Annotated in this window: 26 protein-coding genes and 5 tRNA genes; 17 read left to right on the forward strand and 14 right to left on the reverse strand. The window is 46.2% G+C overall.

Annotation, left to right across the window (positions count from 1 at the left end):
* Positions 1 to 38: 38 nt before the first annotated feature.
* On the reverse strand, positions 39 to 917 hold the full coding sequence (gene dapA, locus OH458_RS02420) for a 4-hydroxy-tetrahydrodipicolinate synthase (RefSeq protein WP_039482894.1): 879 nt from the start codon (positions 915 to 917) through the stop codon (positions 39 to 41).
* A gap of 286 nt (positions 918 to 1,203) precedes the next feature.
* Between dapA and OH458_RS02425 the strand changes: the two genes are divergently transcribed.
* Positions 1,204 to 1,746: a glycine cleavage system protein R gene (locus tag OH458_RS02425; RefSeq protein ID WP_005476377.1), complete on the forward strand. Its 543-nt coding sequence runs from the start codon at positions 1,204 to 1,206 to the stop codon at positions 1,744 to 1,746.
* A gap of 12 nt (positions 1,747 to 1,758) precedes the next feature.
* Positions 1,759 to 2,229, forward strand: coding sequence for a thioredoxin-dependent thiol peroxidase (gene bcp, locus OH458_RS02430; RefSeq protein ID WP_269977158.1), 471 nt, complete (start codon positions 1,759 to 1,761; stop codon positions 2,227 to 2,229).
* A 62-nt stretch (positions 2,230 to 2,291) separates the two neighbouring features.
* Here the strand turns inward: bcp and OH458_RS02435 are convergent, their stop codons facing one another.
* From OH458_RS02435 to OH458_RS02445, 3 genes are all read right to left on the reverse strand, one after another.
* Positions 2,292 to 4,163 (reverse strand): methyl-accepting chemotaxis protein, encoded by a 1,872-nt coding sequence (locus OH458_RS02435; protein WP_005476358.1) that lies wholly within the window; start codon positions 4,161 to 4,163, stop codon positions 2,292 to 2,294.
* 199 nt (positions 4,164 to 4,362) lie between these two features.
* Complete coding sequence (locus OH458_RS02440; protein ID WP_269977159.1) at positions 4,363 to 5,433, reverse strand: AI-2E family transporter; 1,071 nt, start codon at positions 5,431 to 5,433, stop codon at positions 4,363 to 4,365.
* Positions 5,434 to 5,667, reverse strand: a complete 234-nt coding sequence (locus OH458_RS02445) for a sulfurtransferase TusA family protein (RefSeq protein WP_269977160.1) — start codon at positions 5,665 to 5,667, stop codon at positions 5,434 to 5,436.
* Between the two features lie 235 nt (positions 5,668 to 5,902).
* Here OH458_RS02445 and OH458_RS02450 point away from each other — a divergent pair, with 235 nt between their 5' ends.
* The 4 genes from OH458_RS02450 to OH458_RS02465 are packed head-to-tail and all read left to right on the forward strand — an operon-like array spanning position 5,903 to position 8,712.
* Positions 5,903 to 7,354: a beta-barrel assembly-enhancing protease gene (locus tag OH458_RS02450; protein ID WP_269977161.1), complete on the forward strand. Its 1,452-nt coding sequence runs from the start codon at positions 5,903 to 5,905 to the stop codon at positions 7,352 to 7,354.
* A 16-nt stretch (positions 7,355 to 7,370) separates the two neighbouring features.
* Positions 7,371 to 7,715: an arsenate reductase (glutaredoxin) gene (gene arsC, locus OH458_RS02455; RefSeq protein ID WP_269977162.1), complete on the forward strand. Its 345-nt coding sequence runs from the start codon at positions 7,371 to 7,373 to the stop codon at positions 7,713 to 7,715.
* Complete coding sequence (gene wrbA, locus OH458_RS02460) at positions 7,712 to 8,281, forward strand: NAD(P)H:quinone oxidoreductase (protein ID WP_038193298.1); 570 nt, start codon at positions 7,712 to 7,714, stop codon at positions 8,279 to 8,281. The genes arsC and wrbA overlap by 4 nt, the downstream gene beginning before the upstream one ends.
* Positions 8,282 to 8,283: 2 nt before the next feature.
* Positions 8,284 to 8,712, forward strand: coding sequence for a DUF2069 domain-containing protein (locus OH458_RS02465; RefSeq protein ID WP_005476385.1), 429 nt, complete (start codon positions 8,284 to 8,286; stop codon positions 8,710 to 8,712).
* Positions 8,713 to 8,760: 48 nt separating this feature from the next.
* On the opposite strand, the gene OH458_RS02470 is transcribed toward OH458_RS02465, so the two are convergent.
* Positions 8,761 to 10,035, reverse strand: a complete 1,275-nt coding sequence (locus OH458_RS02470) for a DUF2066 domain-containing protein (protein ID WP_269977163.1) — start codon at positions 10,033 to 10,035, stop codon at positions 8,761 to 8,763.
* A gap of 251 nt (positions 10,036 to 10,286) precedes the next feature.
* On the opposite strand from OH458_RS02470, the gene OH458_RS02475 reads away from it, so the two are divergent.
* The gene (locus OH458_RS02475; protein WP_269977164.1) at positions 10,287 to 11,531 is read left to right on the forward strand and encodes a uracil-xanthine permease family protein; all 1,245 of its coding nucleotides are present in this window, start codon (positions 10,287 to 10,289) and stop codon (positions 11,529 to 11,531) included.
* Between the two features lie 50 nt (positions 11,532 to 11,581).
* Here OH458_RS02475 and ybaK read toward each other — a convergent pair whose 3' ends face one another.
* The 8 genes from ybaK to hemA form a co-directional block, all read right to left on the reverse strand.
* Complete coding sequence (gene ybaK, locus OH458_RS02480) at positions 11,582 to 12,058, reverse strand: Cys-tRNA(Pro) deacylase (protein ID WP_005476383.1); 477 nt, start codon at positions 12,056 to 12,058, stop codon at positions 11,582 to 11,584.
* Between the two features lie 82 nt (positions 12,059 to 12,140).
* The gene (gene ushA, locus OH458_RS02485) at positions 12,141 to 13,802 is read right to left on the reverse strand and encodes a bifunctional UDP-sugar hydrolase/5'-nucleotidase UshA (RefSeq protein WP_269977165.1); all 1,662 of its coding nucleotides are present in this window, start codon (positions 13,800 to 13,802) and stop codon (positions 12,141 to 12,143) included.
* Between the two features lie 488 nt (positions 13,803 to 14,290).
* Complete coding sequence (gene kdsA / locus OH458_RS02490; protein WP_269977166.1) at positions 14,291 to 15,142, reverse strand: 3-deoxy-8-phosphooctulonate synthase; 852 nt, start codon at positions 15,140 to 15,142, stop codon at positions 14,291 to 14,293.
* Positions 15,143 to 15,185: 43 nt separating this feature from the next.
* Positions 15,186 to 15,995, reverse strand: coding sequence for a SirB1 family protein (locus tag OH458_RS02495; protein ID WP_038193287.1), 810 nt, complete (start codon positions 15,993 to 15,995; stop codon positions 15,186 to 15,188).
* Between the two features lie 19 nt (positions 15,996 to 16,014).
* Positions 16,015 to 16,398: a SirB2 family protein gene (locus OH458_RS02500; protein ID WP_038133797.1), complete on the reverse strand. Its 384-nt coding sequence runs from the start codon at positions 16,396 to 16,398 to the stop codon at positions 16,015 to 16,017.
* A 10-nt stretch (positions 16,399 to 16,408) separates the two neighbouring features.
* Positions 16,409 to 17,269 (reverse strand): peptide chain release factor N(5)-glutamine methyltransferase, encoded by an 861-nt coding sequence (gene prmC / locus OH458_RS02505; RefSeq protein WP_269977167.1) that lies wholly within the window; start codon positions 17,267 to 17,269, stop codon positions 16,409 to 16,411.
* 3 nt (positions 17,270 to 17,272) lie between these two features.
* Positions 17,273 to 18,361, reverse strand: a complete 1,089-nt coding sequence (gene prfA, locus OH458_RS02510) for a peptide chain release factor 1 (RefSeq protein ID WP_005476361.1) — start codon at positions 18,359 to 18,361, stop codon at positions 17,273 to 17,275.
* A gap of 43 nt (positions 18,362 to 18,404) precedes the next feature.
* Positions 18,405 to 19,661, reverse strand: coding sequence for a glutamyl-tRNA reductase (gene hemA, locus OH458_RS02515; RefSeq protein ID WP_269977168.1), 1,257 nt, complete (start codon positions 19,659 to 19,661; stop codon positions 18,405 to 18,407).
* 160 nt (positions 19,662 to 19,821) lie between these two features.
* Here hemA and lolB point away from each other — a divergent pair, with 160 nt between their 5' ends.
* From lolB to OH458_RS02565, 10 genes are all read left to right on the forward strand, one after another.
* Entirely contained in the window at positions 19,822 to 20,439 is a 618-nt protein-coding gene (lolB, locus tag OH458_RS02520) for a lipoprotein insertase outer membrane protein LolB (RefSeq protein ID WP_038193280.1), read from the forward strand.
* Positions 20,436 to 21,308, forward strand: coding sequence for a 4-(cytidine 5'-diphospho)-2-C-methyl-D-erythritol kinase (ispE, locus tag OH458_RS02525; protein WP_269977169.1), 873 nt, complete (start codon positions 20,436 to 20,438; stop codon positions 21,306 to 21,308). Before lolB ends, ispE begins: the two co-directional genes overlap by 4 nt.
* Before the next feature lie 29 nt (positions 21,309 to 21,337).
* Positions 21,338 to 22,282, forward strand: a complete 945-nt coding sequence (locus OH458_RS02530; protein ID WP_038133791.1) for a ribose-phosphate pyrophosphokinase — start codon at positions 21,338 to 21,340, stop codon at positions 22,280 to 22,282.
* Positions 22,283 to 22,428: 146 nt separating this feature from the next.
* Positions 22,429 to 23,019: an aminoacyl-tRNA hydrolase gene (pth, locus tag OH458_RS02535; protein ID WP_038133790.1), complete on the forward strand. Its 591-nt coding sequence runs from the start codon at positions 22,429 to 22,431 to the stop codon at positions 23,017 to 23,019.
* Between the two features lie 10 nt (positions 23,020 to 23,029).
* Positions 23,030 to 24,121, forward strand: coding sequence for a redox-regulated ATPase YchF (gene ychF / locus OH458_RS02540; protein ID WP_038133789.1), 1,092 nt, complete (start codon positions 23,030 to 23,032; stop codon positions 24,119 to 24,121).
* A gap of 267 nt (positions 24,122 to 24,388) precedes the next feature.
* Positions 24,389 to 24,465, forward strand: a tRNA-Met gene (locus OH458_RS02545).
* A 37-nt stretch (positions 24,466 to 24,502) separates the two neighbouring features.
* Positions 24,503 to 24,587: transfer RNA gene (locus OH458_RS02550), tRNA-Leu, on the forward strand.
* A gap of 28 nt (positions 24,588 to 24,615) precedes the next feature.
* A tRNA-Gln gene (locus OH458_RS02555) sits at positions 24,616 to 24,690 on the forward strand.
* 78 nt (positions 24,691 to 24,768) lie between these two features.
* Positions 24,769 to 24,845: transfer RNA gene (locus OH458_RS02560), tRNA-Met, on the forward strand.
* 52 nt (positions 24,846 to 24,897) lie between these two features.
* Positions 24,898 to 24,982, forward strand: a tRNA-Leu gene (locus tag OH458_RS02565).
* A gap of 136 nt (positions 24,983 to 25,118) precedes the next feature.
* On the opposite strand, the gene OH458_RS02570 is transcribed toward OH458_RS02565, so the two are convergent.
* The gene (locus OH458_RS02570) at positions 25,119 to 26,252 is read right to left on the reverse strand and encodes a flagellin (RefSeq protein WP_269977170.1); all 1,134 of its coding nucleotides are present in this window, start codon (positions 26,250 to 26,252) and stop codon (positions 25,119 to 25,121) included.
* Between the last annotated feature and the right edge of the window lie 369 nt (positions 26,253 to 26,621).

The raw sequence follows: 26,621 nt of genomic DNA on the forward strand, positions 1-26,621 counted from the left end.
TAAATGCCGAAGAGTGGTCTTCGGCAATTTTTCTTAAATTAGTAGATGCAGGCTTCTGTCATTGCTTGAGCCACAATCGGGCGCGCACTTTCTGACAGCTCGGTCAGAGGAAGGCGCAAATCACCGTTTGTGATAAGACCAAGTTTGTGCGCGGCCCACTTCACTGGAATCGGGCTAGACTCAATAAACAAGTTCTTGTGAAGAGCCATTAATCGCTGATTAATGATTTCCGCTTCGTCAAACTTGCCTTCTTTGGCCAATCGGAACATGGTCGCCATATCTTCAGCGGCAATATTGTTCGTGACAGAAATCACGCCTTGGCCGCCTTGCTTAACGAATTCAAGACCCGTCGCATCATCGCCACTTAGTAAGATAAAATCTTCGCCACAAAGTTCACGATGAATTGCAATTCGTCCAAGATCGCCCGTTGCATCTTTCAATGCCACGATGTTATCGATTTCCGCTAAGCGTGCAACTGTCTCAGGCTTTAAATCTACCGCAGTGCGACCTGGGACATTATATAGGATCTGAGGAACGTCGCTCTCTTCAGCTATCGCCTTATAGTGCTGGAAAAGCCCTTCTTGCGTTGGCTTGTTGTAGTAAGGAGTGACACTTAAGCAGCCAACAATGCCAGAGTTATTTAGCAAGCGGCTAAACGTGACAGACTCATGGGTTGCATTTGCCCCCGTACCTGCAATCACAGGAATACGGCCATCGGCAAACTCCACCGTCTTCAACACGACTTTGACATGCTCTTCAATAGTTAGCGTTGCAGACTCACCTGTGGTGCCGACAGCAACGATACCATTGGTACCCGCGGCTACATGGTAGTCAACAAGCTTCTTTAAGCTGACATAGTCGACTTCGCCATCATGATTAAACGGTGTAATTAACGCTACGATACTTCCTGAAAACATGTCCTTCTCCCTCATTTGTTACTTTCTGCATGGTACTGTAAGGCGATTGAAAAAGACAAGCGATTAACTGCGCTTAAATCACCTAAATGAATGAATATTTATCAGATGTTAGATATTTGGCAAATTACGCCTTTTATTTGTCTTAATGTCAGTATCGAGTAAGGAAAATCAAACCATCGATTCAATTGTATAAAATTAATTCTAAAGCGAAGCACTAGCATTTCTATCATCGCCATCTGTGCTAAGCTATCGAATTAATAATCCTAACAAGATAATAAGTGAGACTATGACTCAACATTTGGTGATTACTGCGGTCGGAACCGATCGCCCGGGTGTGTGCAACCAAGTTGTTCACCTGGTCACTCAGTCTGGATGCAACATTGTTGACAGTCGCATTGCACTTTTTGGCAATGAGTTCACCCTAATCATGCTGCTCTCTGGCAACAATGCAGCCGTCACTCGCGTCGAAACGACATTACCTTTGCTCGGTCAAGAGCATAACCTCATCACCATCATGAAGCGCACCTCAACTCATGCGCCGCTTGATACCTCTTACACGATGGAAGTGTTTGTTGAGTCTGAAGACAAGCCAGGATTGACAGAGCACTTCACGCAATTTTTTGCCGAGAAAGAGATTGGACTTGCTTCATTGAGCGCTCAAACCATTAGCAAAGAAAAAGTGGGCAGTGAATCTAATCAGTTCCATATCGCTATTACGGCCAGTGTCGATTCCGAACGCAATATCATGCAATTACAAGAAGAGTTTGATGAACTTTGCCAGAAATTAGCCGTACAAGGCTCACTTAATTTCATTAAAAACAGTCTATAAAAAGGAAGAACAATGAACACTTTAACTGCAGGCTCGCCAGCACCCGCATTTTCATTATTGGATCAAGATGGCAACACCGTATCACTCGGTGACTTTGCTGGCAAAAAAGTGCTGTTTTACTTCTACCCAAAAGCGATGACACCAGGTTGTACGGTACAAGCCCAAGGACTTCGTGATGTCAAAGCCGAACTCGATGCGCACAATGTCGTGGTATTGGGTGTAAGTATCGACCCTGTAAAGCGTCTTGGTAAGTTCATCGAACGTGACGCGCTAAACTTCACTCTACTGTCTGATGAAGACCACGCAGTTGCAGAGCAGTTTGGAGTGTGGGGCGAGAAGAAATTTATGGGTAAGGTCTATGATGGACTGCACCGAATCAGTTTTTTGATTAATGAAGAAGGCGTTATCGAGCACGTGTTCAATAAGTTTAAAACCAAGACACACCACGAGGTGGTATTGGATTATCTAAACGAAAATAAATAAGCGATAGCTCCAAACGAATAAAAAAACGCCAGCGACTTCGCTGGCGTTTTGTTTTACTCTGATTAAACAATAAACTTGTTCAAGATGTTGTCTTGCTCTCGAACATTTTCGGTTTGAACCTGCATCGCGATGTTGGCGTTTTCAGCCGCATCCGCTACCTGAGTCGACAGGTCCTTAATTTTGACCGTGTTTGCGTTAATCTCTTCCGCCACCAAGCTTTGCTCTTCTGCCGCAGAAGCAATCTGCATGTTCATATCGGTAATACGTTGGATTGCATCACGAATACGTTGCAGCGCGCCATCTGCCGCTTGAGCTTTATCTACTGCATCAACCGCCGTATTTTTACTCTCGTTCATTGCGGCAGAAACTGAGCTTGCGCCCGATTGCAATTGTTCGATCATACTGCGGATTTCAGTGGTTGATTCTTGTGTGCGCTGAGCCAATGTACGAACTTCATCAGCTACCACCGCAAATCCACGACCAGACTCCCCTGCTCGCGCAGCCTCAATCGCCGCATTCAATGCCAGCAAGTTTGTTTGGTCTGCGATATCGTTAATTACTTTCAAAATGGTTTCAATGTTCGCCGTCGCTGATTCAAGACCTTGCACTTCTTCAACCGCTTGATCAATACGAGCAGACAAGGTGTCGATTGACATTGTGGTATCGCTCACGACCGATGAACCATCTTGAGTAGCTTCATCTGCCTCACGAGCCGCTGCAGCAGCGCCTTGCGCATTGTTCGCGACTTCGGTTGCAGTGACCGCCATTTCATTCATTGCCGTGGCAAGCTGTTCAAGCTCTTGCAACTGGCTACGCATCGCCTCTGCAGATTCATGCGATCCTTGGACCGTCATTTCTGTACCACGAAGAATTTCCGCACCAATCGCTTTAGACTGCTGAATTTGCTTTTGTAGCGTTTCGGTAAAGGTGTTGAAGCCTTCTGCTAACTGAGCAAATTCTTTGTCCGTGTTCGTGTCAAGACGCTTAGTTAAGTCCCCTTGTCCAGACGCAACATCTTGAATCGCCGCGTTAAGCACATCTAGAGGGCGCATCAACACACGAATCAAGAAGGTCAAAATCAGAACGCTCAGTACAACGCCAATAATGCCATAAATCATCGAACTGCTGCGCATAGAATCAATGGCAGCAAACGCAATGTCTTCGTCAACAATCGCACCGATATACCAGTTTTCAGACGGCACTTTGGTAAAGTGGACAAGGTAGTTCACGCCGTCTTTTTCAAAGCGTTGATTGCCTTCGCTCACCGTGGCTTTAGGCAGATATGAAGAGAGGTTTTCGCCGTTGTTTTTAGCATCTGGGTGCGCGATCGTCGTGCCGTCTGCGGTGACGATAAATAAGTAGCCTGCATCAAGTAAGTTAACACTGTTGACCAAGTCAGCAAGACCACCAAGTTCTAAGTCATAGAACATGCCCGCAATAAAACGACCGTTTTCTTTGACCGGGGTACCGATGGAGATAATCACTTTTTTAGAGGAGACGTCTACGTAAGGTGCAGTAACCACCAATTGGCCTTTCGATTTGGCATCAATAAACCAAGGACGCACACGTGGATCGTAATCTGGTCCAGCTTCCCAGCCATCATCATTTTCAATCACGAAACCATTGCTCTCATAACCAAAACCTACTGCGAGAAAGCTGCTTTTCAGTGTTGGTTTCTCAAGAATATTTTTGACGTAAACTTGGTCGTTTGGTGCTAGCTCAATCACTTCGGTCATCGATTTTGCTAGACCTTTTTTACTTTCCATCTCTGAGACAACGGTATTTTTGACCCCGTTTACCATCTCAGTCAGGCTGGTATCGACGAGTGCTTCCACCTCTTCTTTAACCGTGCTCAACTGCTGAATAGACAACAGAGCAACAGTCACTAGCAGCAATCCAGATGAGGCCGCAACGATCTTCTGGCTAAATTTCATATCTTCCCTCAAATTTGTCAGTAATAATTATAGTTGTTGTAATATTCTTGTTATCGCCCTGACTAACGTTTACTTGAGAAATTTCTTACAAAATCTTACGTGTGTAAATGTAATTTTACGAGAAGATTGCGAAAACCGACAAAAAAAGCCCCAAACTTTTGTTTGAGGCTTTATCTATCAGCGAGAGTAACAAGTGATGTTATGTGTTTGGGTGCACTTCCTCGTCGTGGCTAGGCAGTGCATTCCATACTGCTTTTACCAAGGTTGCTAAAGGAATGGCGAAGAACACCCCCCAAAAGCCCCACAAGCCACCAAATACCAACACCGCGACGATAATTGCAACAGGGTGCAAATTAACCGCCTCAGAAAACAGGACCGGTACTAACACGTTGCCATCTAGCGCTTGGATAATGCCGTAAGCAATCAATAGCCAGTAAAACTGCGGGGTGAGTCCCCATTGAAATAGACCTACCATCGCCACAGGAACCGTGACTGCCGCCGCACCGATATAGGGAATCAGTACAGACAGACCAACCGCTACGGCAAGTAATACCGAGTATCGCAAGTCAAGAATGGCAAAAGTCACATAGCTAACACCGCCAACAATGAGAATCTCCATCACTTTGCCGCGGATGTAGTTTGAGATTTGCTCGTTCATCTCATGCCACACTTTGTTCGCTAAACGGCGATTACGAGGTAACACGCCGCTCGCCATTTCAATCATTTCTTGTTTGTCTTTCAGCAAGAAGAAAACAAGCAGTGGCACTAAGATTAGATACACCGCTAAGGTTGCAAGGCTAACCAAAGACGCTAATGATCCTTTTACTACCGTTTCACCCATGCCGATTGCTTGGTTTTTCGCATTCGTCACCAAAGATTCGACGATTTGGAAGTTTTCGAGTTCAGGATAACGATGAGGAAGTTCAGCGATGAAGCTCTGCAAACCGACATACATGGTTGGTATGTCATTAATTAGGTTCCCGACTTGTTGCCAGATGGTCGGTACTAAGCCGAATACAGCCACCAGCATCAAGCTACTGAATCCAAGTATCACCAGTATGACCGCTAACGTACGAGGAACACCTAAACGAGACAGTTGAGAAACTGGCCACTCCAGTAAGTAAGCAAGAACAATGGCAACTAACAAAGGTGCGATTAAATTGCCGAAGAAATAGATGGTAATAAAACCAAATAGGAGAATGGCAACAAGACTCACCGCATGCGGGTCTGAAAAACGTCTCTTATACCAACGGCTTACCATTTCAAACATTCAACACATTTCCTTAGTTCTGTTCACGTGGATTCGGAAGTGGTCATCCATCTCTTCAATCAACAGGTCAAAATGTTGCTTTTGAAGAAATTTTTGAATATCACTTTTAGAGCTCGATTCGCGAATAAGAATGCAGCAGGAGTCACCAACCTTTAATAGATTAGTGTGACGCTTAGCAAGTAACAGTGCCAGCGGACACCGCTCTTGGCGTAAATCCAAAATATTAGGTTCCATTCTTTCGCTCGATGCTTATCATGGAAGCATTGTATAGTGTTTTTTTAAACGCGTCAGTGTAAAAAGTTAGCGACGAAGATCTTTCACACGCCGCTGGCTTATCAGACCTACAGTCCAATATAAGAGTTGGATTGCGTGACGAAACCATCTCAATGATGAAGTGTCAAAAAGGTACCTGTCAGTCAATCAAATCCAACATCTGACAATGTTATCAATGGAGTATCATCTGAAATCTATGTTAAAACGTACGCGTTCTTTGGTCTGCCTCTGTGTTTCTGCCGCACTCGTTGCACCTTCGATTAGTGCAAACAGTATCGAGCTTCCAGACATCGGCACGACGGCCAGTAGCACTCTCACGATTGATCAAGAGCTCATCTACGGTGACGCTTACATGCGGATGCTGCGCTCGAGTCAGCCCATCGTCAATGACCCCGTTTTAAACGAATACGTGAGTAACTTAGGCCACCGATTAGTTGCGAACGCGGACGACGTAAAAACCCCATTTACCTTTTTCATGATTCGTGACAGAAACATCAATGCTTTCGCGTTTTTTGGCGGTTACATTGCGCTCCATTCTGGTTTATTTTTGCATGCACAAAGCGAGAGTGAACTCGCCTCAGTTGTTGCCCACGAGATTGCCCACGTCACGCAGCGCCACCTGGCGCGAAGCATGGAAGATCAAGCGCGGCGCTCTCCTGCTACGTTAGCCGCACTAGCAGGTTCATTGTTGCTCGCCATCGCGTCTCCACAGGCGGGGATGGCAGCTATCACCGCAACGACAGCTGGTAGTATGCAAGGGACAATTAACTACACCCGCAGCAATGAAAAAGAAGCCGATCGCTTTGGTATCGCCACCTTAGCCAAGGCAGGGTTTGAACCGAAAGCCATGCCAAGGTTTTTTGGCCGCCTCGCAGATGAGTATCGCTACGCCAGCACACCGCCGCCGATGTTGCTGACTCACCCGCTCCCTGAAGACCGTATCACCGACAGCCGGGCAAGAGCACAAAACTACCCTGAACCTCGCGTTCAGCCCTCGCTCGATTACAACCTCGCGCGCGCGCGAATCGTCGCCAGATATGCAGGGATACAAGCCAAATCTGCTCAAGACTGGTTTAAGCGTACGGAAAAGAAAGCAGACCCAAGCATCAAAGTCGCGTTTCAATACGGGAAAGCGCTGGTTCACCTCGATAACAACGAGCTTGAAGAAGCGGACAAAATCTTACAAGAATTGCTAAGCCGCGATCGCAACAATCACTTTTATCTGGACGCGATGTCCGATCTCTATATCGCACAGAAGAAACCAGAGCTCGCACAGTCGATGCTTGAAAAAGCGATGGCCGCAACACCAAACAATGCGGTGATCACCATCAATTATGCCAACGTATTGATCAAACGAGAGAAGAACGAAGAAGCGATTCGAGTATTGCAGCGTTATACACATGACTATCCAAATGACGTAAATGGCTGGCACCTGCTTTCGGAAGCCAGCATTCATCTTGGTCGTAGTGATGAAGATTTAGCGGCGCGCGCCGAAATTCTCGCCCTAAAAGCAAACTGGAATAAAGCCATTCAATATTACACTCAAGCGAGCCAACTCGCGGAGTTAGGAAGTTTGAAACAAGCCAGATACGATGCTCGTATTGATCAGCTTATGGTCCAACGAGAGCGTTTCTTAGCATTACAATAAAAACAGGAGTTCACCTATGTCAGTCGTGATTATTCATAACCCACACTGCTCTAAAAGTCGCCAAACCCTTGCTCTACTAGAAGAAAAAGGTATTGAACCGGAAGTGGTTAAATACCTAGATACACCACTGAGTATTGAAGAACTAAAAACGCTCTACACTCAACTGGGTGTTGAGAATGTTCGTGCCATGATGCGCACCAAAGAGGCGCTCTACAAAGAGCTCGATTTAGCAGAAGCCGATGACGAGACACTGTTCTCAGCGATGGCGAACAATCCAAAACTCATCGAGCGCCCTATCGTTGTGAATAACGGTCAAGCGCGTCATGGTCGCCCGCCAGAGCAAGTACTTGAGATTCTATGATCTGCCAAATCATTGTTCTTTATTACAGTCGCCACGGCTCTACGCGAGCGGTGGCGAGGCAAATTGCACGCGGTATTGAATCTGTCGAGGGTTGCGAGGCCTTGCTGAGAACCGTTGAAGAGATTGACGGTTCGGACCAAGCAGACGACCCAATAATTACGCTCAATGAACTTAAGCAGTGCCACGGTTTAGCCATGGGTAGTCCAGTATGGTTTGGCAATATGGCGGCACCTTTAAAGCATTTCTGGGATAAGAGCACCGCGCTTTGGGTATCAGGTGATCTGATAGATAAGCCTGCCTGCGTCTTCACCGCGTCTTCAAGCCTACACGGCGGACAAGAAACAACGCTGCAAACTATGATGCTGCCATTATTGCATCATGGGATGATGATATTGGGTATCCCCTATTCACAACCAAAGCTGCACACCACGACAAGTGGCGGAACACCATATGGTGCAACAACCGTCAGTTCCGGTACTGCGGGACTGACCGCAGATGAAATCGAACTGGCGCAACAACTTGGAAAACGCCTCGCCTCGACGGCACTGAAAATGAAGGAATCATAACCATGCACGAGATGCAGCCTCAAACTAAGCGGTTTCGTATGCTTGCTCTGTTTGGCAATTTGGCGTTACTCGCTTGGATTGCCTTGTGGCAACTGAGTTTATCTCCGCACCCGCACATCAGTAGCACCACTCTCGCGATCGCTTGGGCTATCCCACTATTACTGCCGCTACCCGGGATTTTGGCAGGAAAACCTTATACCCATGCTTGGGCGAACTTCATTCTCATGTTTTACTTTCTACACGGTTTGACCATCCTTTATGTCGATGGTGGAGAGCGCTGGCTAGCTGTTGTAGAGCTGCTTCTTGCGACAAGTGCGTTTTTTGGCAATATTCTCTACGCCAGAGCACGAGGAAAAGAGTTAGGCTTGAAGTTAAAAAGACTATCAAAAGTTGAGAAAGAAGAAAAAGCGCGTTTCGAATCAGACAACTAATATCATCTGAAACAATTAGGGCTGCAAATGCAGCCCTTTCTCGTTTTATTAGCCGTTGGAACTCGTTGAGCTATCCAAGGCTTCCCCTTCAATGTCGCTCGATACGTCGTTCGCATCTTCAGGTAGAACCTCAACCGGCGCAGTGTAGACATACGGCTTGCCTTGCCACTCGAACTGCAAGATAGACTCCGCAGGAATTACTTCTGGCAGGCTCTCGACTGTGACAGGTTGAATCGCTTCTGCGTCGTTTGATTCTGTATTCATAACCGCTACATCTTGAGAACGAGAGATATCAGTCTCCGCCGTTACTGGCGGCACAACCTCACGTTCAATGGCATTTTCTAATTGCACAACAGGGGCAACACGTTTAACTTCTTGTTCGAACTCCGCTTGCGATGAGAGCAAGTGAATGTTGAACGTCACTTGATTACCTTGAATCTTCAAGATATCAATCGCAGCCACTGAGCTTAGCCCTTTTAGCTTGTTCTCCAGCGTAAAAAAGCCAACCGCATCATTGAGCTCTGTAAAACGTACTTTCAGGGTTTCGGACGATTCACTCGCCACAACAACGGCACTTTTCTTAGCGTAGTAATCGCTAATTTGATTGACCATTTTGCTTGCTGCATCCGCACCATTGTTCGAGCCTGTAATAGGCGCTTGACGCGTTACACCCACAGTCGCAGGCTTTTGATCATACAAGGTCCATCTGACGCTGTTGCCTTGCGCTTTCACCACCAACACAGCATCAACCGGATAGCGCTGACTGGCTTGACCCACAGGTAAGGCAAACCCTCCCCATAAATCAGACACGCTCAAACCGGTAATATCATCAAAATCGCCAACAGGAACTGTCAAAGGCAGTCCGCGTTTATCGGCTTCTTGCTTCATCTGAGTCAACACGGAAGAATCTGCATGCTCCCACACAATATTGCGCTCTGCTTGCCCTTCTTCAACCAACCAGACCAACAAGTTAGCGCGATCTGCTGGCCAAACGGGTAGCTGCGCTTGACTTAACAAAGAGCGGATATGCGGTGCACTGAAGCCCATTTTAAGTGTTTGCGAACCATTCAAGTCACCATAGCTGATCTGAGTCAGGTATTGACCGTTTTGTTTCAAGGCTTTTTGTACAACCTGATTGCTGATGGCATTACGATCGCCAGAGGCCTTAACAATGACCTCTTTCATGCCTTCCACACGTGCTTTGGCGTCGGCATTGTCCACCGCTTGGTCCAGAATCACTTCTGAACGGTACAAATCAACAGTGGTTAAAGCCATTGCAGGCAATCCGACCAAACTTAAAGCCAATAAAGCTAAATGACGCATACTCTTCCTAGGATCCAGTTTTCACTTTAAACGTCGATGATAAGCAACTATTGATAATGGAGCAACTAAAGCTCTCTGTAATCCCGTCCTACGTAATCACCAACTCTCGCTTGCATTTTGGTCATCTATGAATAAAAACCAAAATATTTGATCCAGTTCAGATTGCAATCGTTTGGCACGGTGATAAAATCCCGCGAATTTTATTTTCTGTAGAGTAATTACTACTTACCGCCACCCAAAGGAATAACAATATGAAAAATGCCATCCAAGGTGCTCAAATGCTGTTCGTCGCATTTGGTGCCCTCGTCCTTGTGCCATTGTTAACTGGCCTCGACCCAAGTGTTGCCCTGTTCGGCGCTGGTATCGGTACCCTTCTTTTCCAATTTGTTACTCGCCGCACCGTTCCAATCTTCCTTGCCTCATCTTTCGCTTTCATTGCTCCTATTCTTTATGGTGTTCAAACATGGGGCATTCCTGCAACCATGGGTGGTTTGATGGCTGCAGGCTTCGTCTATGTGGCGATGGGAGCATTAATCAAAGTGCGCGGTGTGGAGATTATTCACAAGCTGTTGCCACCCGTCGTGGTTGGTCCAGTAATTATGGTGATCGGCCTTGGTTTAGCTCCGGTCGCGGTCAACATGGCTTTGGGTAAAGTCGATGGCGCACAAGTGATTGATGCTGATGCGTCGCTGGTTATCTCTATCGCATCACTGCTTACGACCATCGTACTGAGCGTGTTTGCAAAAGGCTTTTTGAAACTGACGCCAATTCTTGGCGGTATTGTTGTGGGTTACTGCCTAAGCTTGGGCTACGGCATCGTTGATTTTACTCCAGTAAAAGAAGCAGCATGGTTTGCTCTACCAAACTTCACCATGCCTGAGTTCAACATCAACGCGATTCTATTTATGATTCCGGTCGCAATCGCCCCTGCAGTAGAACATGTGGGCGACATGTTGGCCATCTCTAACGTGACAGGTAAAAACTACATCAAGAAACCAGGCTTACATCGCACTATTACCGGTGACGGTGTGGCGACAATTGCCGCTTCTATGGTCGGTGCTCCACCAAATACTACCTACTCAGAAGTTACTGGTGCCGTCATGCTGACGAAAGCATTCAACCCAGTGATTATGACTTGGGCTGCGGTTACTGCCATCGTCCTGGCTTTGGTTGGTAAACTTGGTGCGATACTGCAAACCATTCCAATGCCGGTCATGGGCGGCATTATGATTTTGCTGTTTGGTTCCATTGCGACGGTTGGTTTAAATACTCTGATCAAAAACAATGTTGACCTACACAAATCTCGCAACCTAGTGATTGTTGCGATCACGCTTGTATTTGGCATTGGCGGCATGGCATTTGGTATTGGTGAGTTTAGCCTACAAGGTGTGAGCCTATGTGGCATCGTGGCGATTATGCTCAACCTTATCCTGCCAAAAGAACTTGGTGAAAACCACGTTGTTGATAACGCCCAAATGGAAGAAGAAGCGAAGTAGTTTCTCTTCGTTTAATAGCAAAAAGGGTTGGCACTACGCCAACCCTTTTTTTAATCCAGACACAACTCGCAAAACTGAGCCCGAGTGAGCGCCGCTAAATCTTTTGGGGCTAATTCGATTTCTAACCCGCGCTTGCCTGCACTGACGCACATGGTTTCTAACGCTTCTGCGCTATTGTGGATAAACGTTGGCAAGGCTTTCTTCTGCCCAAGTGGGCTAATTCCTCCCACCACATAGCCAGTCGTTTTCTGTGCTATATCAGGGTTCGCCATTTCCGCTTTTTTCGCTTTTGCTGCTTTGGCTGCCTGCTTTAGGTTCAACTTCTGGGCAACTGGTATGATCGCAACCGCTAGGTTTTTTGCGTCACCATTTACGCTAAACAACAAAGTTTTAAAGACTTTCGCGGGATCTTGCCCCAACACTTCCGCCGCTTCTAACCCATAACTGTCAGCACGCGGGTCATGCTCATACTGATGGATAACATGAGGAACTTTTTTCTTCTTAGCGAGATTAATAGCAGGAGTCATACTCCCTCCCAAATTAGCAACAAAAAACGCCACTCAACTGAGTGGCGTTTAAGCTTAATGAGAACTATAAGTTGGAGTCAACTTACTTGTAAACCATCTCACCTGATGGAGCGAACTTGTTCACATCAATTGGGCTGTTTGCTTCTAGGAACTCTTTTAGTACTTCTGCGTCAACAAAGCCTGTGTTAACGAAGCCTGGGTGACCTGATAGTTTAGGGTAACCATCACCGCCCGCTGCGTTGAAGCTCGGTACTGTGAAGCGGTAAGTCTCGTCTAGACGTAGCTGTTTTCCGCCGATGAATACATTTGAAACTTCACCGTTCGCCACCGTCATAGAGATACCTGCAAACTGTGCGTAAGCACCAGAGTCAACTGGCTTAGTTGCAACTACGTTTAGGTAATCTAGTACCTCTTTACCTGACATATCTGTGTACGTCAGAATGTTCGCGAATGGCTGAACTGTTAGTACGTCTTTGTACGTCACATCACCCGCAGCGATTGAATCACGTACACCCCCAGAGTTCATTACCGCAAAGTCTGCTTTTGCACGCTCCATGTGAGCGGTTGCAATTAGACGGCCTAGGTTAGTCTGTTGGAAACGAACAACGTTACGATCGCCTTCTAGCTTGCCGTTGGTTTCAGCAATCTTAACGTCTAGTTGCGCTTGGCCTTGCTCTTGGTATGGACGTAGGAATTCAAGTAGCTCTTCGTCTTGCTTAATTTCATCTTCAATAAGAACACGCTGTTTCTTACCGTCGATCTTCACTTTCTTCTTCAGGTTCACTGGGATCAGATCGTAGCTTACCATTTCTAGTTCGCCGTTACGGAATTCGTAATCAGCACGACCTACGTATTTGCCCCACTCATGCGCCTGAACGATGTAAGTACCGTTTTGCTCATCTGGCTTACACTCGTCAGAAGGCTTGAAGTTCTTCTTAACAACGTTTGGTGCTTCCATACATACAGGTTCTTGTGAGTGACCACCTACGATCATATCCAGAGAACCTTCATCTAGGTAACGTGCTAGCGCAACATCACCCGGAGCGTTTACACCACGTTGGCCGTTTTCGTAGTGACCCATGTGCGTTACAGCAAAGATAAGGTCTGGTTTTTCTGTCTTCTGAAGCTCAGCAATCAGTTGCTTCGCTTCTTCTTTAGGATCACGGAAGTCGATACCACCGATAAACTCTGGGTTACCGATTTTTTGCGTGTCTTCTGTCGTTAGACCGATAACCGCAACTTTGATGCCTTGTAGTTCAAACATTTCGTAAGCCTGGAACATGCGCTCGCCAGTCTTCTTGTCGTAAATGTTTGCAGAAAGCATTGGGAAGTTAGCCCACTCTATCTGTTTTTCTAGAACGTCTAGAGGATTATCGAACTCGTGGTTACCAAGTGCCATTGCATCGTAACCAATTTTGCTCATACCTTTGAAATCTGGTTCAGCGTCTTGTAGATCTGACTCAGGTACGCCAGTGTTGATATCACCACCCGATAGTAGTAGCGAGCTACCACCTTCTGCAGCGATTTCAGCGCGCAGCTGATCAATTAGCGTTTTACGTGCAGCCATGCCGTACTCGCCGTATTTGTTCTGCCAGAAACGACCGTGGTGATCGTTCGTGTGAAGAACGGTTAGCTTATAGGTTTTGTCTGCTTCCCACTCATGCTGTGGTGCCGTTGCACAACCCGCTAGAGTAGCCAAAATTGCTGCGCTAATTGCGCTTTTTACGATCAGGCCTTGCTTCATTGTCATACCTTTTGAACTTTTTTTGGGGATTTCCACTGCTTTTTCTTACTGCTCTCAATGAATAGACTCGCTCGGTATAAATGCACCGAAAGAGCAGTAAAACTTGAACTAGTTTAAATTAAGGTAATTAAAGTAACACTTGAATTTCATATTTATGATAGGTAGATCACTCTTAATAATCATTAATCATGTAATACACGAGAGGAATTACATCACCGCAAATAAAAGATCACAGGCAAACGTTTATATAGAATAACTGCAATTTTAACCACAAATGTGACTTGAGCCATTTAATCAACACAAACAGCAAACTTCGTGTCATTTAGCCACTTTTAGCCGCTAACTTTTGTTATGTTATAACATAATAAAAATCTGTTTTTATTTTATCTTAGATTAACAAACACTCGATTATTATTTATTCAACTCTAGTTAAACCCAATAAAAAAGCCAGCGATATAGCTGGCTTATATAAACTTAGATAGTACGAACTATTTAATTTCAATTTGCTCAAAGCCTTTGATCAAATCATCAAGTGCTTTCATCTGTGCCAAGAACGGTTCTAGCTTGTTGAGAGGAAGCGCTGAAGGGCCGTCACAACGTGCTTGATCTGGATTTGGATGCGCTTCAATAAACAGACCTGCAATTCCTGTTGCCAGACCCGCTTTCGCAAGCTCAACCGTTTGTTCACGACGACCGCCCGATGCCGCACCTGATGGGTCACGCATCTGTAGCGAGTGAGTCACGTCAAAAATAATCGGGCTACCGTTTGATGCTTTTTTCATAACGCCAAAACCAAGCATATCAACCACAAGGTTGTCGTAACCATGACATGAGCCACGCTCACACAAAATAATGTTGTCATTGCCACACTCGCTGAACTTATCAACGATGTTACCAACTTGACCTGGGCTCATGAACTGAGGCTTCTTAACGTTGATAACGGCACCAGTCTTAGCCATTGCTTCAACCAAGTCCGTTTGGCGTGCCAAAAATGCAGGCAGCTGAATCACATCGACAACATCCGCAACCGGCTGAGCTTGCGCTTCGGTATGAACGTCAGTGATAATTTTTACACCGAAGGTATCTTTCAACTCTTGGAAGATTTTCATGCCCTCTTCCAAACCTGGACCACGGTATGAATGGACAGAGCTGCGGTTTGCTTTGTCGAAAGAAGCCTTGAACACGTATGGAATGCCCAGTTTCTCGGTAACGTTTACGTAGTGCTCACAGATCTGCATTGCAAGGTCTCGAGACTCAAGCACGTTCATACCAGCAAATAGGGTGAAAGGTTTGTCGTTTGCAACAGGGATATCACCAACGTGAACGATTTTCTGTTCCATTTTCTTCTCTCTTAAATTTTGATTCTATTCATTGTGAATAGACTTAGTGTAAGACAACCTGAGTCGAACTCATGGCGTTGACTTGATTCTTTAGCAATTCGGATGCTGGGTCATCTGGGCATTGATCAATAAAATATTGATAATCGGTCAATGCAATTTGATGGCAATCTAGCTGTTGATAGATAAAACCGCGATCGCGAATCTCATACGGGTCATCGGGGACAAACGTCAGGGCTAAATCCGTGCACCTCAGAGCCAACGTATAGCGTTGCTCACGCAACAGCGCACTTTTCAGTAGAGCCAACCAACGACCAATCACAGTCGGGTTGTCTGTTTCTTTCAAATGACTCGGTTTGAGTTTCGCCAATGGGCCGCTGTGACCAATCAACCAAGCACCAAGCGTATGTTCAGAAACATATTCACCGTTAAATGGATTGATGTATTGGGAAGTCTCATCGAACCAATCAATCTTGATTAAAAACTGGGTCGGAAACGTGATGCCTTTCACCGGAAAGCCAAGTTGACGCCCAAAGTAAAGCAGAAGCGCGCCTAAGCTAACTGGGATACCTTTACGGCGCTCAAGTACTTTATCAATGAAGCCGTTTGAAGAGTCAAAATAGGCATCTTGGTCGCCCTGAAATCCCCACTCATGGTAGAAAAGTCGCAATAACGCATCAAATCTCTGCCGCTCATTGGTCTCATGAGCTAATGAAAGCTCTGCTTCTTGCAGTAGTCTATGCAGTTCATTCTCAGCCCAATGTACGTCGGTAGCGGGGTTCACGGCTTTATTCAATGCCAATGCACCTTCTACAAGTTCCATTGCGTCAAAGTCTTCGTCAAACAACTCAAGCATTAATGACTACCTAAAAGTATTAACCAAACAGAATAGGCGTTTTAGTGATGGCAATTTTACCGGCCATCGCTAACCACCCCAAAGCACCAAAGAAAGAAAACGTTCGTAGGAGTTTGTTTTTACCAAGCTTTAGTGCAAAAAAGCCAAGTGCAATGTACGCAAGCACACAGGTGATCTTTTCCGTTAACCAAGGGGCAGCGGCAGTAAACGGAATAAAACCGGTAACCACAATTAGGTAGATACCTGAAATTAATAAAAATGTGTCATTGATATGAGGGAAAACTTTAAAAAACTTTTTGTCGAGCAATTTGGAATTTGCCATCATCAACGCATATCTTACCGATAATAAAGTCGCACTTAGAGCGACGGTCAGAAGATGAAAATGCTTTAATCCTTCGTACATGTTGTTTCTCTTATTTCTTTTTCGGCCACAATCCGATGGTTACTCGGTCGTTGTTACCGTAATCCTTGAATGTTTCCACCTGGTCATAACCAAGCGATGCTAATAGATCTCGAACGGCGATTCCCTGATCATAGCCATGTTCAAACATCAGCCAACCGCCCGGCTGTAAATAAGAACGGGCAACCTCAGAGATGTATTTGATATCGGCTAATCCGTTGTCCTCTGCCACCAGCGCGCTCAACGGTTCGAATCGAACATCACCTTGGGAAAGGTGAGGGTCACTTTTCTCAATATAAGGTGGATTCGATACGATCAAAGCAAACTGCGTACCAGATTCAATCGGGTCAAACCAACTACCTGAACGAAACTCACAGTTTGGAATATTAAGCTTCTCAGCGTTGGATGAGGCAAGTTGCCGAGCGTCTTCTTTTAAATCAACGCCCCACACCCTGCGATTAGGTAACTCAGAAGCCAAAGCTAAAGCTATTGCCCCTGTGCCTGTCCCCAAATCAAGGAGCTCCCCTTCACTGTCGGACGCTTTATCCAGCGCAATCTCAACCAGTCTTTCCGTGTCGGGACGCGGAATTAACGTGCTGGGTGCCACATCAAGCGGCAACGACCAAAATTCGCGCTCTCCCACGATATAGGCGACAGGCTCACCGCCAAGACGACGTTCCAACAATGAAGCAAACTGCGTAAGTTGTTCTGCGTCTAGAAGTTTGTCGGGCCAGGTGAGTAAAAAGGAGCGTGGTTTGTCGAGGGCATGGCAAAGTAACACCGCTGCGTCAAGAGAGGGCGAATCACTGCCGCTCTCTTGAAGCCTAACAACGGCGTTTTTTAGTGTGTTTTCAACACTGTTTTCCGTCGACATCGATCAGTTGTTCTCTGCAAGTGCCGCTAGTTGATCCGCTTGGTGCTCTTGGATAACAGGGTCGACCAAACTTGCCAGATCACCTTCCATTACTTCGTTAAGACGGTAGATAGTCAGGTTGATGCGATGGTCTGAAACACGCCCTTGAGGGTAGTTATAGGTACGAATACGGTCACTACGGTCACCCGAGCCTAGCAGGTTACGACGCGTGTCCGACTCTTCCGCCGCACGTTTCGCTTCTTCCGCCTGAATGATACGTGCAGCAAGGACCGCCATCGCTTTCGCTTTGTTCTTATGCTGTGAACGCTCGTCCTGACACTCAACCACAGTACCGGTTGGTAAGTGAGTAATACGGATTGCTGAGTCAGTGGTGTTAACGTGCTGACCACCCGCGCCAGATGCACGGAAGGTGTCGATCTTAAGGTCGGCCGCTTTGATTTCTGGAATTTCCGCTTCTGGAATTTCCGCCATCACAGCAACGGTACACGCAGAGGTATGAACACGGCCTTGAGATTCAGTAGCCGGAACACGCTGTACTCGGTGGCCACCTGATTCAAACTTAAGAACACCGTAAGCACCATCGCCAGAGACTTTTGCGATCATCTCTTTGTAACCGCCGTGTTCTGATTCGTTTGAAGACATCACTTCAACGCGCCAACCTTGTTTTTCAGCGAACTTGCTGTACATGCGGAACAGGTCACCCGCAAAGATGCCCGCTTCATCACCACCTGCACCCGCACGAATCTCTAAGAAACAGTTGCGGTCATCGTTTGGATCTTTTGGTAGTAGAAGAATTTGAAGTTCGTCGGTCAAGCGTTCGATGGTTTCTTTCGCTTCTTTGATCTCTTCTTGCGCCATTTCGCGCATCTCTTCATCGTCTTCTTTCGCCATCTCTTCAGCGGCAACAAGATCCTCTTGAGCTTGTTGGTAAGCTTGGAAACACTTAGTCACTTCCTCTAGCTGAGAGTACTCTTTTGACAATGCACGGAATTTATCTTGGTCACCGATAATATCGGGATCACCAAGCAGGTGTTGAACTTCTTCGTAACGTTCAACCAGTGTTTCTAGCTTAGTTAGAATCGAGGCTTTCATAGTTTTATTTAACTCAGGTTCGTAATGAATAGTCTTGGGGAGATTAACAATCTTCCAGACCTAAACTTTGTCTAATGATAGCGAGCTTTGCTGGCTCGCCGCGCTCTGCTGCGCTTTGCAACGCACGTGTAGGTGCGTGAATCAGCTTGTTGGTGAGCTTATTGCTCAGCTCCAGAAGGACTTTCTCTGGATCAGCCCCGGCAGCAAGAGACTGCATACTTTTGTTTAATAGCTCTGTTCGAATGTCGTTGGCGCTGCGGCGATAATCGCGAATACTATCGACCGCTTGTAGTGAACGAAGCCACGACATAAACGCCGCGCTCTCTTCACTGACAATCGCCTCCGCTTGAATCGCTTCGACTTTGCGTTGTTCGATGTTGTTGTCGACGATCGATTGCAGATCATCAACGGTATACAGATAGGCGTCGTTTAACTCCCCCACCTGTGACTCGATATCACGTGGAACCGCGATATCGACCAATAACATCGGTTGGTAACGGCGAGATTTAAGCGCGCTCTCCACCATCCCTTTACCAATGATAGGCAATGGACTTGCCGTAGAGCTGATCACAATATCAGCTTGCGATAGATAGTCAGGGATTTCCGGTAAACCTATAATCTTGGCACCAAACTCCTCTGCAAGAGGTAAAGCACGTTCCTTCGTACGGTTAGCCACAATCATCTTATTACAGCCATTGGCTGACAAATGCTTGGCAACCAACTCGATCGTCTCACCAGCGCCAACAAGCAATACCGTTGAATCTTCTAACGATTCAAAAATGTGTTTTGCTAACGTACAAGCGGCATAAGCAACTGATACCGCATTGCCGCCGATGTCAGTCTCAGTGCGCACTCGCTTCGCCACAGAGAATGTCTTTTGGAACAACTTCTCCATCGCAGAGTCAACAGCTTTGCCGTCACGCGCGTCTGAATAGGCTTGTTTAACTTGGCCAAGAATCTGCGGTTCACCAAGAACCAGAGAATCCAATCCACATGAGACACGCATCAGATGGCGAATAGCCGCTTGCTCTTCATGCGTATAAATACTCGGTTTCAATGCTTCTGGGCTGACCTCATGGAACTGAGACAGCCAGTCGATGAGCTTACTCTTTCCCGCACCTTTGACATCGCAATAAATCTCAGTGCGGTTACAGGTCGATAAAATGACACTGCCGTTCACAGCAGGGTTTTCACTGAGCTGTTTGAGTGCTTCAGGTAACTTCTCCGGCCCAAAAGCAACTTTTTCACGCAGTTCTACCGAGGCCGTGTTGTGATTGATACCTATAGCAAGCAAAGACATGTATCGCGAGTTCTCTGAATCAGATGTGGACAAATAAGGACGGAATTTTACTTGATGGCCCAATTTAATTAAAGGGTATTAGGGATATGTTTTCATTAGTTCGTGATTTCAGTGATATAGTGGCGCCCAACGCAAGGCTTAAATTGGACAAAAGACCCGCATGATGACGAAATTTCGCCCTCTTTGGATTTGTTTGCTGAGCGCTGTCGTATTATCCGGCTGTGCCAGTATTGAAACCAGCAGTACCAATGTTGAATGGCAAACTCACCAGCAACGACTCGCAGCCATCGAACAGTACCAATCCAGTGGAAAACTGGGCTATATCTCTCCAGAGCAACGTCAATCGCTCAATTTTCAATGGCAACACGCCGCTCAATCCAGCCAGTTGCGATTGACCACCTTCCTTGGTCAGACAGCATTAAACTTAAAAATTACTCCCTCTGGTGCGTTTGTCGAAACCTACGATGATCAGAGTTTTTCTTCCCCGAGTGCAGAAGCCTTGATCTATCAACTGACAGGCTTAACGCTTCCTGTTGAGCAATTAAATGATTGGCTTTTGGGCAAACCCACCGCGGCAGACCACTACCAACTCAGCGACACTAACACCGTTTTATCACTGACGAAAAAAATCAACGGCCAACAATGGCAACTTTCTTACTTAAACTATCGTGATGTACAAGTAGATGGCGTTCCATTGCCACTGCCACAAAAACTCAAACTGACTCAAAATGACACCTCGATCAATATTGTGATATCTAAGTGGAAAATAAACGAATGATCACGGAAACGACACATTGGCCTTCACCAGCTAAATTGAATCTTTTTCTTTACATCACCGGTCGCCGTGAGAATGGCTACCACGAATTGCAGACTCTATTTCAGTTTCTCGACTATGGTGACAGCTTAAGCATCACTGCAAACTCCAGTGGCGAAATCACATTGACGCCTGATATTCCAGGAGTTGCTTTAGAAGATAACCTCATTTGGAAAGCAGCTCGGGCACTTCAAGAAGCCGCCGATTGTAAATTTGGCGCGGATATTCAATTAGATAAAATCTTACCGATGGGCGGTGGTATCGGCGGAGGCTCTTCCAACGCAGCAACCGTGCTCGTCGCACTGAATCATCTGTGGCAAACCGGATTGTCCGATGACGAACTGGCGAACATTGGACTTCACCTCGGAGCCGATGTCCCCGTATTTGCGCGCGGCTTTGCCGCCTTTGCTGAGGGGGTTGGAGAGCAACTGACTCAAGCCTCTCCGAGCGAGAAATGGTACTTGGTCGTAAGACCAAATGTGAGCATAGCAACCGCATACATATTCACTCATCCGAATTTGACTCGAAATACGCCGAAACGAGACCTGACAACGCTTCTTAACCATGATTACGGAAACGATTGCGAAAAAATTGTTCGAATGCTGTACCAAGAGGTTGATAAGCAACTTTCATGGCTGCTACAATACGCGCCGTCAAGATTGACGGGGACCGGATCGTGCGTTTTTGCTGAATTTTCTAGCGAAAACGAAGCGAAAACCATCTACCAAAAACTTCCTGACAACGTCTCTGCTTTCGTAGCTAAAGGGCGAAACATCTCCCCTCTACATGAGACGCTGGCTAAGTACCGCTTGGCCCACACACAATCTATCTAAAAACTGGACGCAACCCTGAGGTTTCCACCGTGCCTGATATGAAGCTATTTGCTGGTAACGCTACACCTGAACTAGCCCAACGTATTGCTGATCGTCTATACATCTCTCTTGGTGATGCAACTGTTTCTCGTTTTTCTGACGGCGAAGTCGCTGTACAGATCAACGAAAACGTTCGTGGTAGTGATGTTTTCATCATCCAATCAACGTGTGCACCAACTAACGACAACCTAATGGAACTTGTAGTGATGATTGACGCAATGCGCCGCGCTTCAGCGGGCCGTATTACAGCAGTTATCCCTTATTTTGGTTACGCTCGTCAAGACCGTCGCGTACGCTCTGCTCGTGTACCAATCACTGCTAAAGTTGTTGCAGATTTCCTTTCAAACGTTGGCGTTGACCGCGTTCTAACTATCGACCTTCACGCAGAACAAATCCAAGGCTTCTTCGATGTTCCTGTAGACAACATCTTCGGTACACCTGTACTGCTTGAAGATATGCAGGCTCGCGGCCTAGAGAACCCTGTTGTGGTTTCTCCAGACCTTGGTGGTGTTGTTCGTGCTCGCGCAACAGCAAAAGCACTTGGTGATATCGATATCGCAATCGTTGACAAGCGTCGTCCACGCGCAAACGTCTCTGAAGTTATGAACCTCATCGGTGACGTTGAAGGTCGTGATTGTGTCATCGTTGATGACATGATCGATACAGGTGGCACACTATGTAAGGCGGCAGAAGCGCTAAAAGAGCGCGGAGCCAAGCGAGTGTTTGCTTACGCGACTCACGCTGTATTCTCAGGCAACGCAGCGCAAAACATTGGCAACTCTGTTCTTGACCAAGTGATCGTAACCGATTCAATCACGCTACCAAAAGAGATGGAAGCAACAGGTAAAGTCACTTGCCTAAGCCTATCTCGCATGCTGGCAGAAGCGATCCGTCGTATCAGCAACGAAGAGTCAATCTCTGCGATGTTCAACTAATTTAGTTCAAGTTAGTCAAACATTTAAAAACACCCCTCTTTGGGGTGTTTTTTATTTGCCGCAATGAAAGTATCCGTATCTCGCCCGATGAGAGATATCTGTGCTATCATACGGCGCTTTTTGAGATTCCAAGAGAGATCCTAACCTTGAGTCAACAGATCAAACTTCTTGTCGGCCTGGCAAATCCAGGGCCAGAATACGCTAGAACCCGCCATAATGCAGGGGCTTGGGTAGTAGAAGAACTGGCGCGCGTCCACAACATTACTCTAAAGAATGAAGCAAAGTTTTTTGGGCTAACGGGACGCATCATGATGAACGGTCAGGACCTTCGCCTGCTTATCCCAACCACGTTTATGAACCTTTCTGGAAAATCGATCGCAGCCATCGCGAAGTTTTACCAAATCAAACCAGAAGAGATCATGGTTGCCCACGATGAGCTGGATTTACCTCCTGGTGTTGCTAAATTCAAGAAAGGCGGTGGTCACGGTGGTCACAACGGCCTTCGCGATACCATAAGTAAACTTGGCAATTGCAAAGATTTTTATCGTTTAAGGATTGGTATCGGCCATCCTGGACACAAAGATAAAGTAGCAGGTTTTGTGTTAGGTAAAGCACCTGCGAAAGAACAAGAGCTTCTTGATGCGGCCGCTGACGAATCCGTCCGTTGCCTCGACATCCTAATTAAGGATGGCTTATCAAAAGCACAAAATCGTCTACACACGTTCAAAGCTGAATAAGGTTATTATCATGGGTTTTAAATGTGGCATCGTTGGTCTACCAAACGTTGGTAAATCAACTCTGTTCAACGCACTAACTAAAGCGGGCATCGAAGCAGCTAACTTCCCGTTCTGTACTATCGAGCCAAACACTGGTGTTGTGCCTGTGCCAGATCTCCGTCTGGACGCGCTAGCGAAAATCGTTAACCCACAAAAAATTCTACCAACAACAATGGAATTCGTTGACATTGCTGGTCTGGTAGCGGGTGCATCTCGCGGTGAGGGCCTAGGGAACAAGTTCCTAGCAAACATCCGTGAAACAGACGCGATTGGTCACGTTGTTCGTTGTTTTGAAAACGAAAACATCGTCCACGTTGCGGGTAAAGTTTCGCCAATCGAAGACATCGAGGTTATCAACCTTGAGCTTGCAATGGCCGACCTAGACTCTTGTGAGCGTGCCATTCAGCGTAATGCGAAGAAAGCAAAAGGTGGCGATAAAGACGCTAAGTTTGAACTGACTGTGTTGGAGAAACTGCTCCCTGTATTAACAGAAGGCGGCATGGCTCGTACGGTTGAACTAGCGAAAGAAGAGCTGGCGGCGATTGGTTACCTAAACTTCCTAACGCTGAAACCAACTATGTACATCGCAAACGTGAATGAAGATGGTTTTGAAAACAACCCTTACCTAGATGCGGTTCGCGAATACGCAGAAAAAGAAAACAACGTGGTTGTAGCAGTTTGTGCTGCAATCGAATCTGAGCTGTCTGAACTCGATGATGAAGACCGTGAAGAATTCTTGGCGGATATGGGGATTGAAGAACCAGGCCTAAACCGAGTAATCCGCTCAGGCTACGATCTACTTACTCTTCAAACTTACTTCACTGCGGGTGTAAAAGAAGTGCGTGCTTGGACGATCCCAGTAGGCGCGACAGCACCACAAGCGGCAGGTAAGATCCACACAGACTTTGAAAAAGGCTTCATTCGTGCGGAAGTTGTTGGCTACGATGACTTTATCCAGTTTAACGGTGAAAGCGGCGCGAAAGACGCAGGTAAATGGCGTTTGGAAGGTAAAGAATACATCGTAAAAGACGGTGATGTGATTCACTTCCGCTTCAACGTATAATATTCGCTCAAGTCATTGAGTTTAAAAGCCAGCACTTATGCTGGCTTTTTTATTCCTTCAGATATTCCATCAATAAAGTATTCGTTCTGCTGTCATTTTGTTATCAGTTTTCGATGATTAACGCGCCTCTTTGTTTAAAAAGAAATCGAACAGTCCGTTTATCTCGATTTATTCAAAAAAACTATTGACGTGATTGGTTCAACTTCGCATAATGCGCCCCGTTCCCAACAAGACGACTACGGATTGAAAGGAACCACAACATGGTATGGCTACGTAGCTCAGCTGGTTAGAGCACATCACTCATAATGATGGGGTCACAGGTTCGAATCCCGTCGTAGCCACCATTCCTAAACATTTTTACGAAAATGATTAGGAATAGATGCGGAAGTGGCGGAATTGGTAGACGCACCAGATTTAGGTTCTGGCGCCGCAAGGTGTGAGAGTTCAAGTCTCTCCTTCCGCACCATGTTTTATAGTCTCAACGACTATGCTGCAGGTCTATCGCCAAGCGGTAAGGCAGCGGCTTTTGATGCCGCCATTCCCTGGTTCGAATCCAGGTAGACCTGCCATTATTGATAGTGTTAAGCCTATTATAAAAATGGCTTGTCACTACGAGCGCAACAGTTTATATTGTCTCGCTCACGAGTGGCTACGTAGCTCAGCTGGTTAGAGCACATCACTCATAATGATGGGGTCACAGGTTCGAATCCCGTCGTAGCCACCATTTACAATTTCATACTGCTTTTACCAATTAGCACTATGAATACAAATTTGTTGCGGAAGTGGCGGAATTGGTAGACGCACCAGATTTAGGTTCTGGCGCCGCAAGGTGTGAGAGTTCAAGTCTCTCCTTCCGCACCATTATTGAGAAAACCCAGCTTTTTAGCTGGGTTTTCGCTTATTTGAACTTTGGGAATTACTCTATATCGAAAAAAAACCAGCCGAAGCTGGTTTTGTATTTTTGAGTCATGACTTTAGATAACTAACGATTATTTCCTTAGCCTAAAAGCCCCAACGCTGAGTTGGGCGCTTGCTTTGCTTGAGCTAACACTGAACTTGATGCTTGAGTCAAGATCTGAGACTTGGTCAGTGCCGTTGTCTCTTTAGCAAAATCGGTATCTTTGATTCGGCTCTTAGACGCGTTCACATTTTCGTTAATGTTATCTAAGTTATTGATTGCATGATTAAATCGGTTTTGGAAAGCACCGAGCTCTGCGCGATGGCTATCAACAAACTTAAGTGCTGCATCCACAATCGCCACAGACTGCTGAGCGCCACCAACGCTTCTCACATCAATGGTATCCACGGTGACTGCCTGTGCCGCACCAATGTCAAGATCGCCCGCTAAGCTGCCTCCAAACGTCGCTACACCCTCTACTTTGTTGTTATCGGTAAATAACTGCAGTTGGCCATCTTCGTCAACAGACGCTTTCACAAAGTCGGTTTGACCGTTGATATAAGTGGCAAGCTCTTCAATATCATCACCTGCTTTCGCATTGATCTCGATATTTTGCTCTTCACCAAATTTGTCCGTTAATGTGATGGTCAAGTCGTTAGCACCACTTTGAACTGCCCAATCGGCATCTTGTCCATTTGCGGCAACATAGCTATTGCCGCCCATCATGGTGTTGTCGCTACGCATGTTTTTCATTGTCAACATCACGGCTTCACCATTGTCCGCACCAATCTGGAATGATTTGGTTGCGAAGGTACCGTTAAGCAATTTATTGCCACCAAACGACGTGGTTTCAGCAATACGATTGAGCTCATCATTCAGAGCGGTGATCTCTTCTTGGATCGCGACACGTTCAGACTTGGAGTTTGAGCCGTTAGCAGATTGAAGTGACAAGTCACGCATACGTTGAAGTATGTTCGTTGTCTCGTTCATCGCACCTTCCGCTGTTTGCGCCATCGAAATACCATCGTTAGCATTTCGAACGGCAACATCTAAACCTCGGCTTTGAACGTTCAATCGGTTGGAGATCTGTAGACCCGCAGCATCATCTTTTGCGCTGTTAATCTTAAATCCAGAAGATAGTCTTTCCATTGAAGTTTGTTGAGCAGTGGACGCGGCATTCAAGTGTCTTTGTGCTGTCATCGCTGCAACGTTGGTATTTACATTAACCGCCATAGTGGTCTCTCCTATTGATTTTCCGTTACCGGAACTTCGGTCAAGCTTTCCGACGTCTCGGAAAACCAATGAGTTCTCTCAAAGTAACTTCTATAGCGACAATTAATTGTTCAACTTTAGAGCAAAAAGCGGATTAAATAGGCAATTTCGGTCTATATCATTGAAAGTATGATCGAATAAATAAATATGAAATTTGATGCTAAAGTTTTGCCCAAACTGGTCGGGTGACATTATCGAACAAGAATGGATGGTTATGACCGCAGCAGGTGTCGGCGCTGGTGCGAAAAGTGATGGGAACAGCACTAGGAACGGAGGTTACAGGTAAAGAAAAGCCCCTTTTCCTTTGAGAGAACCGGGGCTAGAGGGTAG

This window comes from Vibrio sp. MarTm2 (assembly GCF_027587055.1).
In the GTDB taxonomy this organism is placed as follows: Bacteria; Pseudomonadota; Gammaproteobacteria; order Enterobacterales; family Vibrionaceae; genus Vibrio; species Vibrio sinaloensis_D.

What these genes read in the sequence shown, in the direction of transcription:
- OH458_RS02475 (WP_269977164.1), top strand. Translation starts at nt 10,287, where the DNA reads ATGAAAAATGCCATCCAAGGTGCTCAAATGCTGTTCGTCGCATTTGGT.
- ychF (WP_038133789.1), top strand. Translation starts at nt 23,030, where the DNA reads ATGGGTTTTAAATGTGGCATCGTTGGTCTACCAAACGTTGGTAAATCA.
- ispE (WP_269977169.1), top strand. Translation starts at nt 20,436, where the DNA reads ATGATCACGGAAACGACACATTGGCCTTCACCAGCTAAATTGAATCTT.
- OH458_RS02425 (WP_005476377.1), top strand. Translation starts at nt 1,204, where the DNA reads ATGACTCAACATTTGGTGATTACTGCGGTCGGAACCGATCGCCCGGGT.
- prmC (WP_269977167.1), bottom strand. Translation starts at nt 17,269, where the DNA reads ATGTCGACGGAAAACAGTGTTGAAAACACACTAAAAAACGCCGTTGTT.
- dapA (WP_039482894.1), bottom strand. Translation starts at nt 917, where the DNA reads ATGTTTTCAGGAAGTATCGTAGCGTTAATTACACCGTTTAATCATGAT.
- OH458_RS02500 (WP_038133797.1), bottom strand. Translation starts at nt 16,398, where the DNA reads ATGTACGAAGGATTAAAGCATTTTCATCTTCTGACCGTCGCTCTAAGT.
- OH458_RS02435 (WP_005476358.1), bottom strand. Translation starts at nt 4,163, where the DNA reads ATGAAATTTAGCCAGAAGATCGTTGCGGCCTCATCTGGATTGCTGCTA.
- OH458_RS02440 (WP_269977159.1), bottom strand. Translation starts at nt 5,433, where the DNA reads ATGTTTGAAATGGTAAGCCGTTGGTATAAGAGACGTTTTTCAGACCCG.
- prfA (WP_005476361.1), bottom strand. Translation starts at nt 18,361, where the DNA reads ATGAAAGCCTCGATTCTAACTAAGCTAGAAACACTGGTTGAACGTTAC.
- OH458_RS02450 (WP_269977161.1), top strand. Translation starts at nt 5,903, where the DNA reads ATGTTAAAACGTACGCGTTCTTTGGTCTGCCTCTGTGTTTCTGCCGCA.
- OH458_RS02495 (WP_038193287.1), bottom strand. Translation starts at nt 15,995, where the DNA reads ATGCTTGAGTTGTTTGACGAAGACTTTGACGCAATGGAACTTGTAGAA.
- OH458_RS02470 (WP_269977163.1), bottom strand. Translation starts at nt 10,035, where the DNA reads ATGCGTCATTTAGCTTTATTGGCTTTAAGTTTGGTCGGATTGCCTGCA.
- bcp (WP_269977158.1), top strand. Translation starts at nt 1,759, where the DNA reads ATGAACACTTTAACTGCAGGCTCGCCAGCACCCGCATTTTCATTATTG.
- wrbA (WP_038193298.1), top strand. Translation starts at nt 7,712, where the DNA reads ATGATCTGCCAAATCATTGTTCTTTATTACAGTCGCCACGGCTCTACG.
- ushA (WP_269977165.1), bottom strand. Translation starts at nt 13,802, where the DNA reads ATGAAGCAAGGCCTGATCGTAAAAAGCGCAATTAGCGCAGCAATTTTG.
- OH458_RS02570 (WP_269977170.1), bottom strand. Translation starts at nt 26,252, where the DNA reads ATGGCGGTTAATGTAAATACCAACGTTGCAGCGATGACAGCACAAAGA.
- lolB (WP_038193280.1), top strand. Translation starts at nt 19,822, where the DNA reads ATGATGACGAAATTTCGCCCTCTTTGGATTTGTTTGCTGAGCGCTGTC.
- kdsA (WP_269977166.1), bottom strand. Translation starts at nt 15,142, where the DNA reads ATGGAACAGAAAATCGTTCACGTTGGTGATATCCCTGTTGCAAACGAC.
- OH458_RS02465 (WP_005476385.1), top strand. Translation starts at nt 8,284, where the DNA reads ATGCACGAGATGCAGCCTCAAACTAAGCGGTTTCGTATGCTTGCTCTG.
- hemA (WP_269977168.1), bottom strand. Translation starts at nt 19,661, where the DNA reads ATGTCTTTGCTTGCTATAGGTATCAATCACAACACGGCCTCGGTAGAA.
- arsC (WP_269977162.1), top strand. Translation starts at nt 7,371, where the DNA reads ATGTCAGTCGTGATTATTCATAACCCACACTGCTCTAAAAGTCGCCAA.
- ybaK (WP_005476383.1), bottom strand. Translation starts at nt 12,058, where the DNA reads ATGACTCCTGCTATTAATCTCGCTAAGAAGAAAAAAGTTCCTCATGTT.
- OH458_RS02445 (WP_269977160.1), bottom strand. Translation starts at nt 5,667, where the DNA reads ATGGAACCTAATATTTTGGATTTACGCCAAGAGCGGTGTCCGCTGGCA.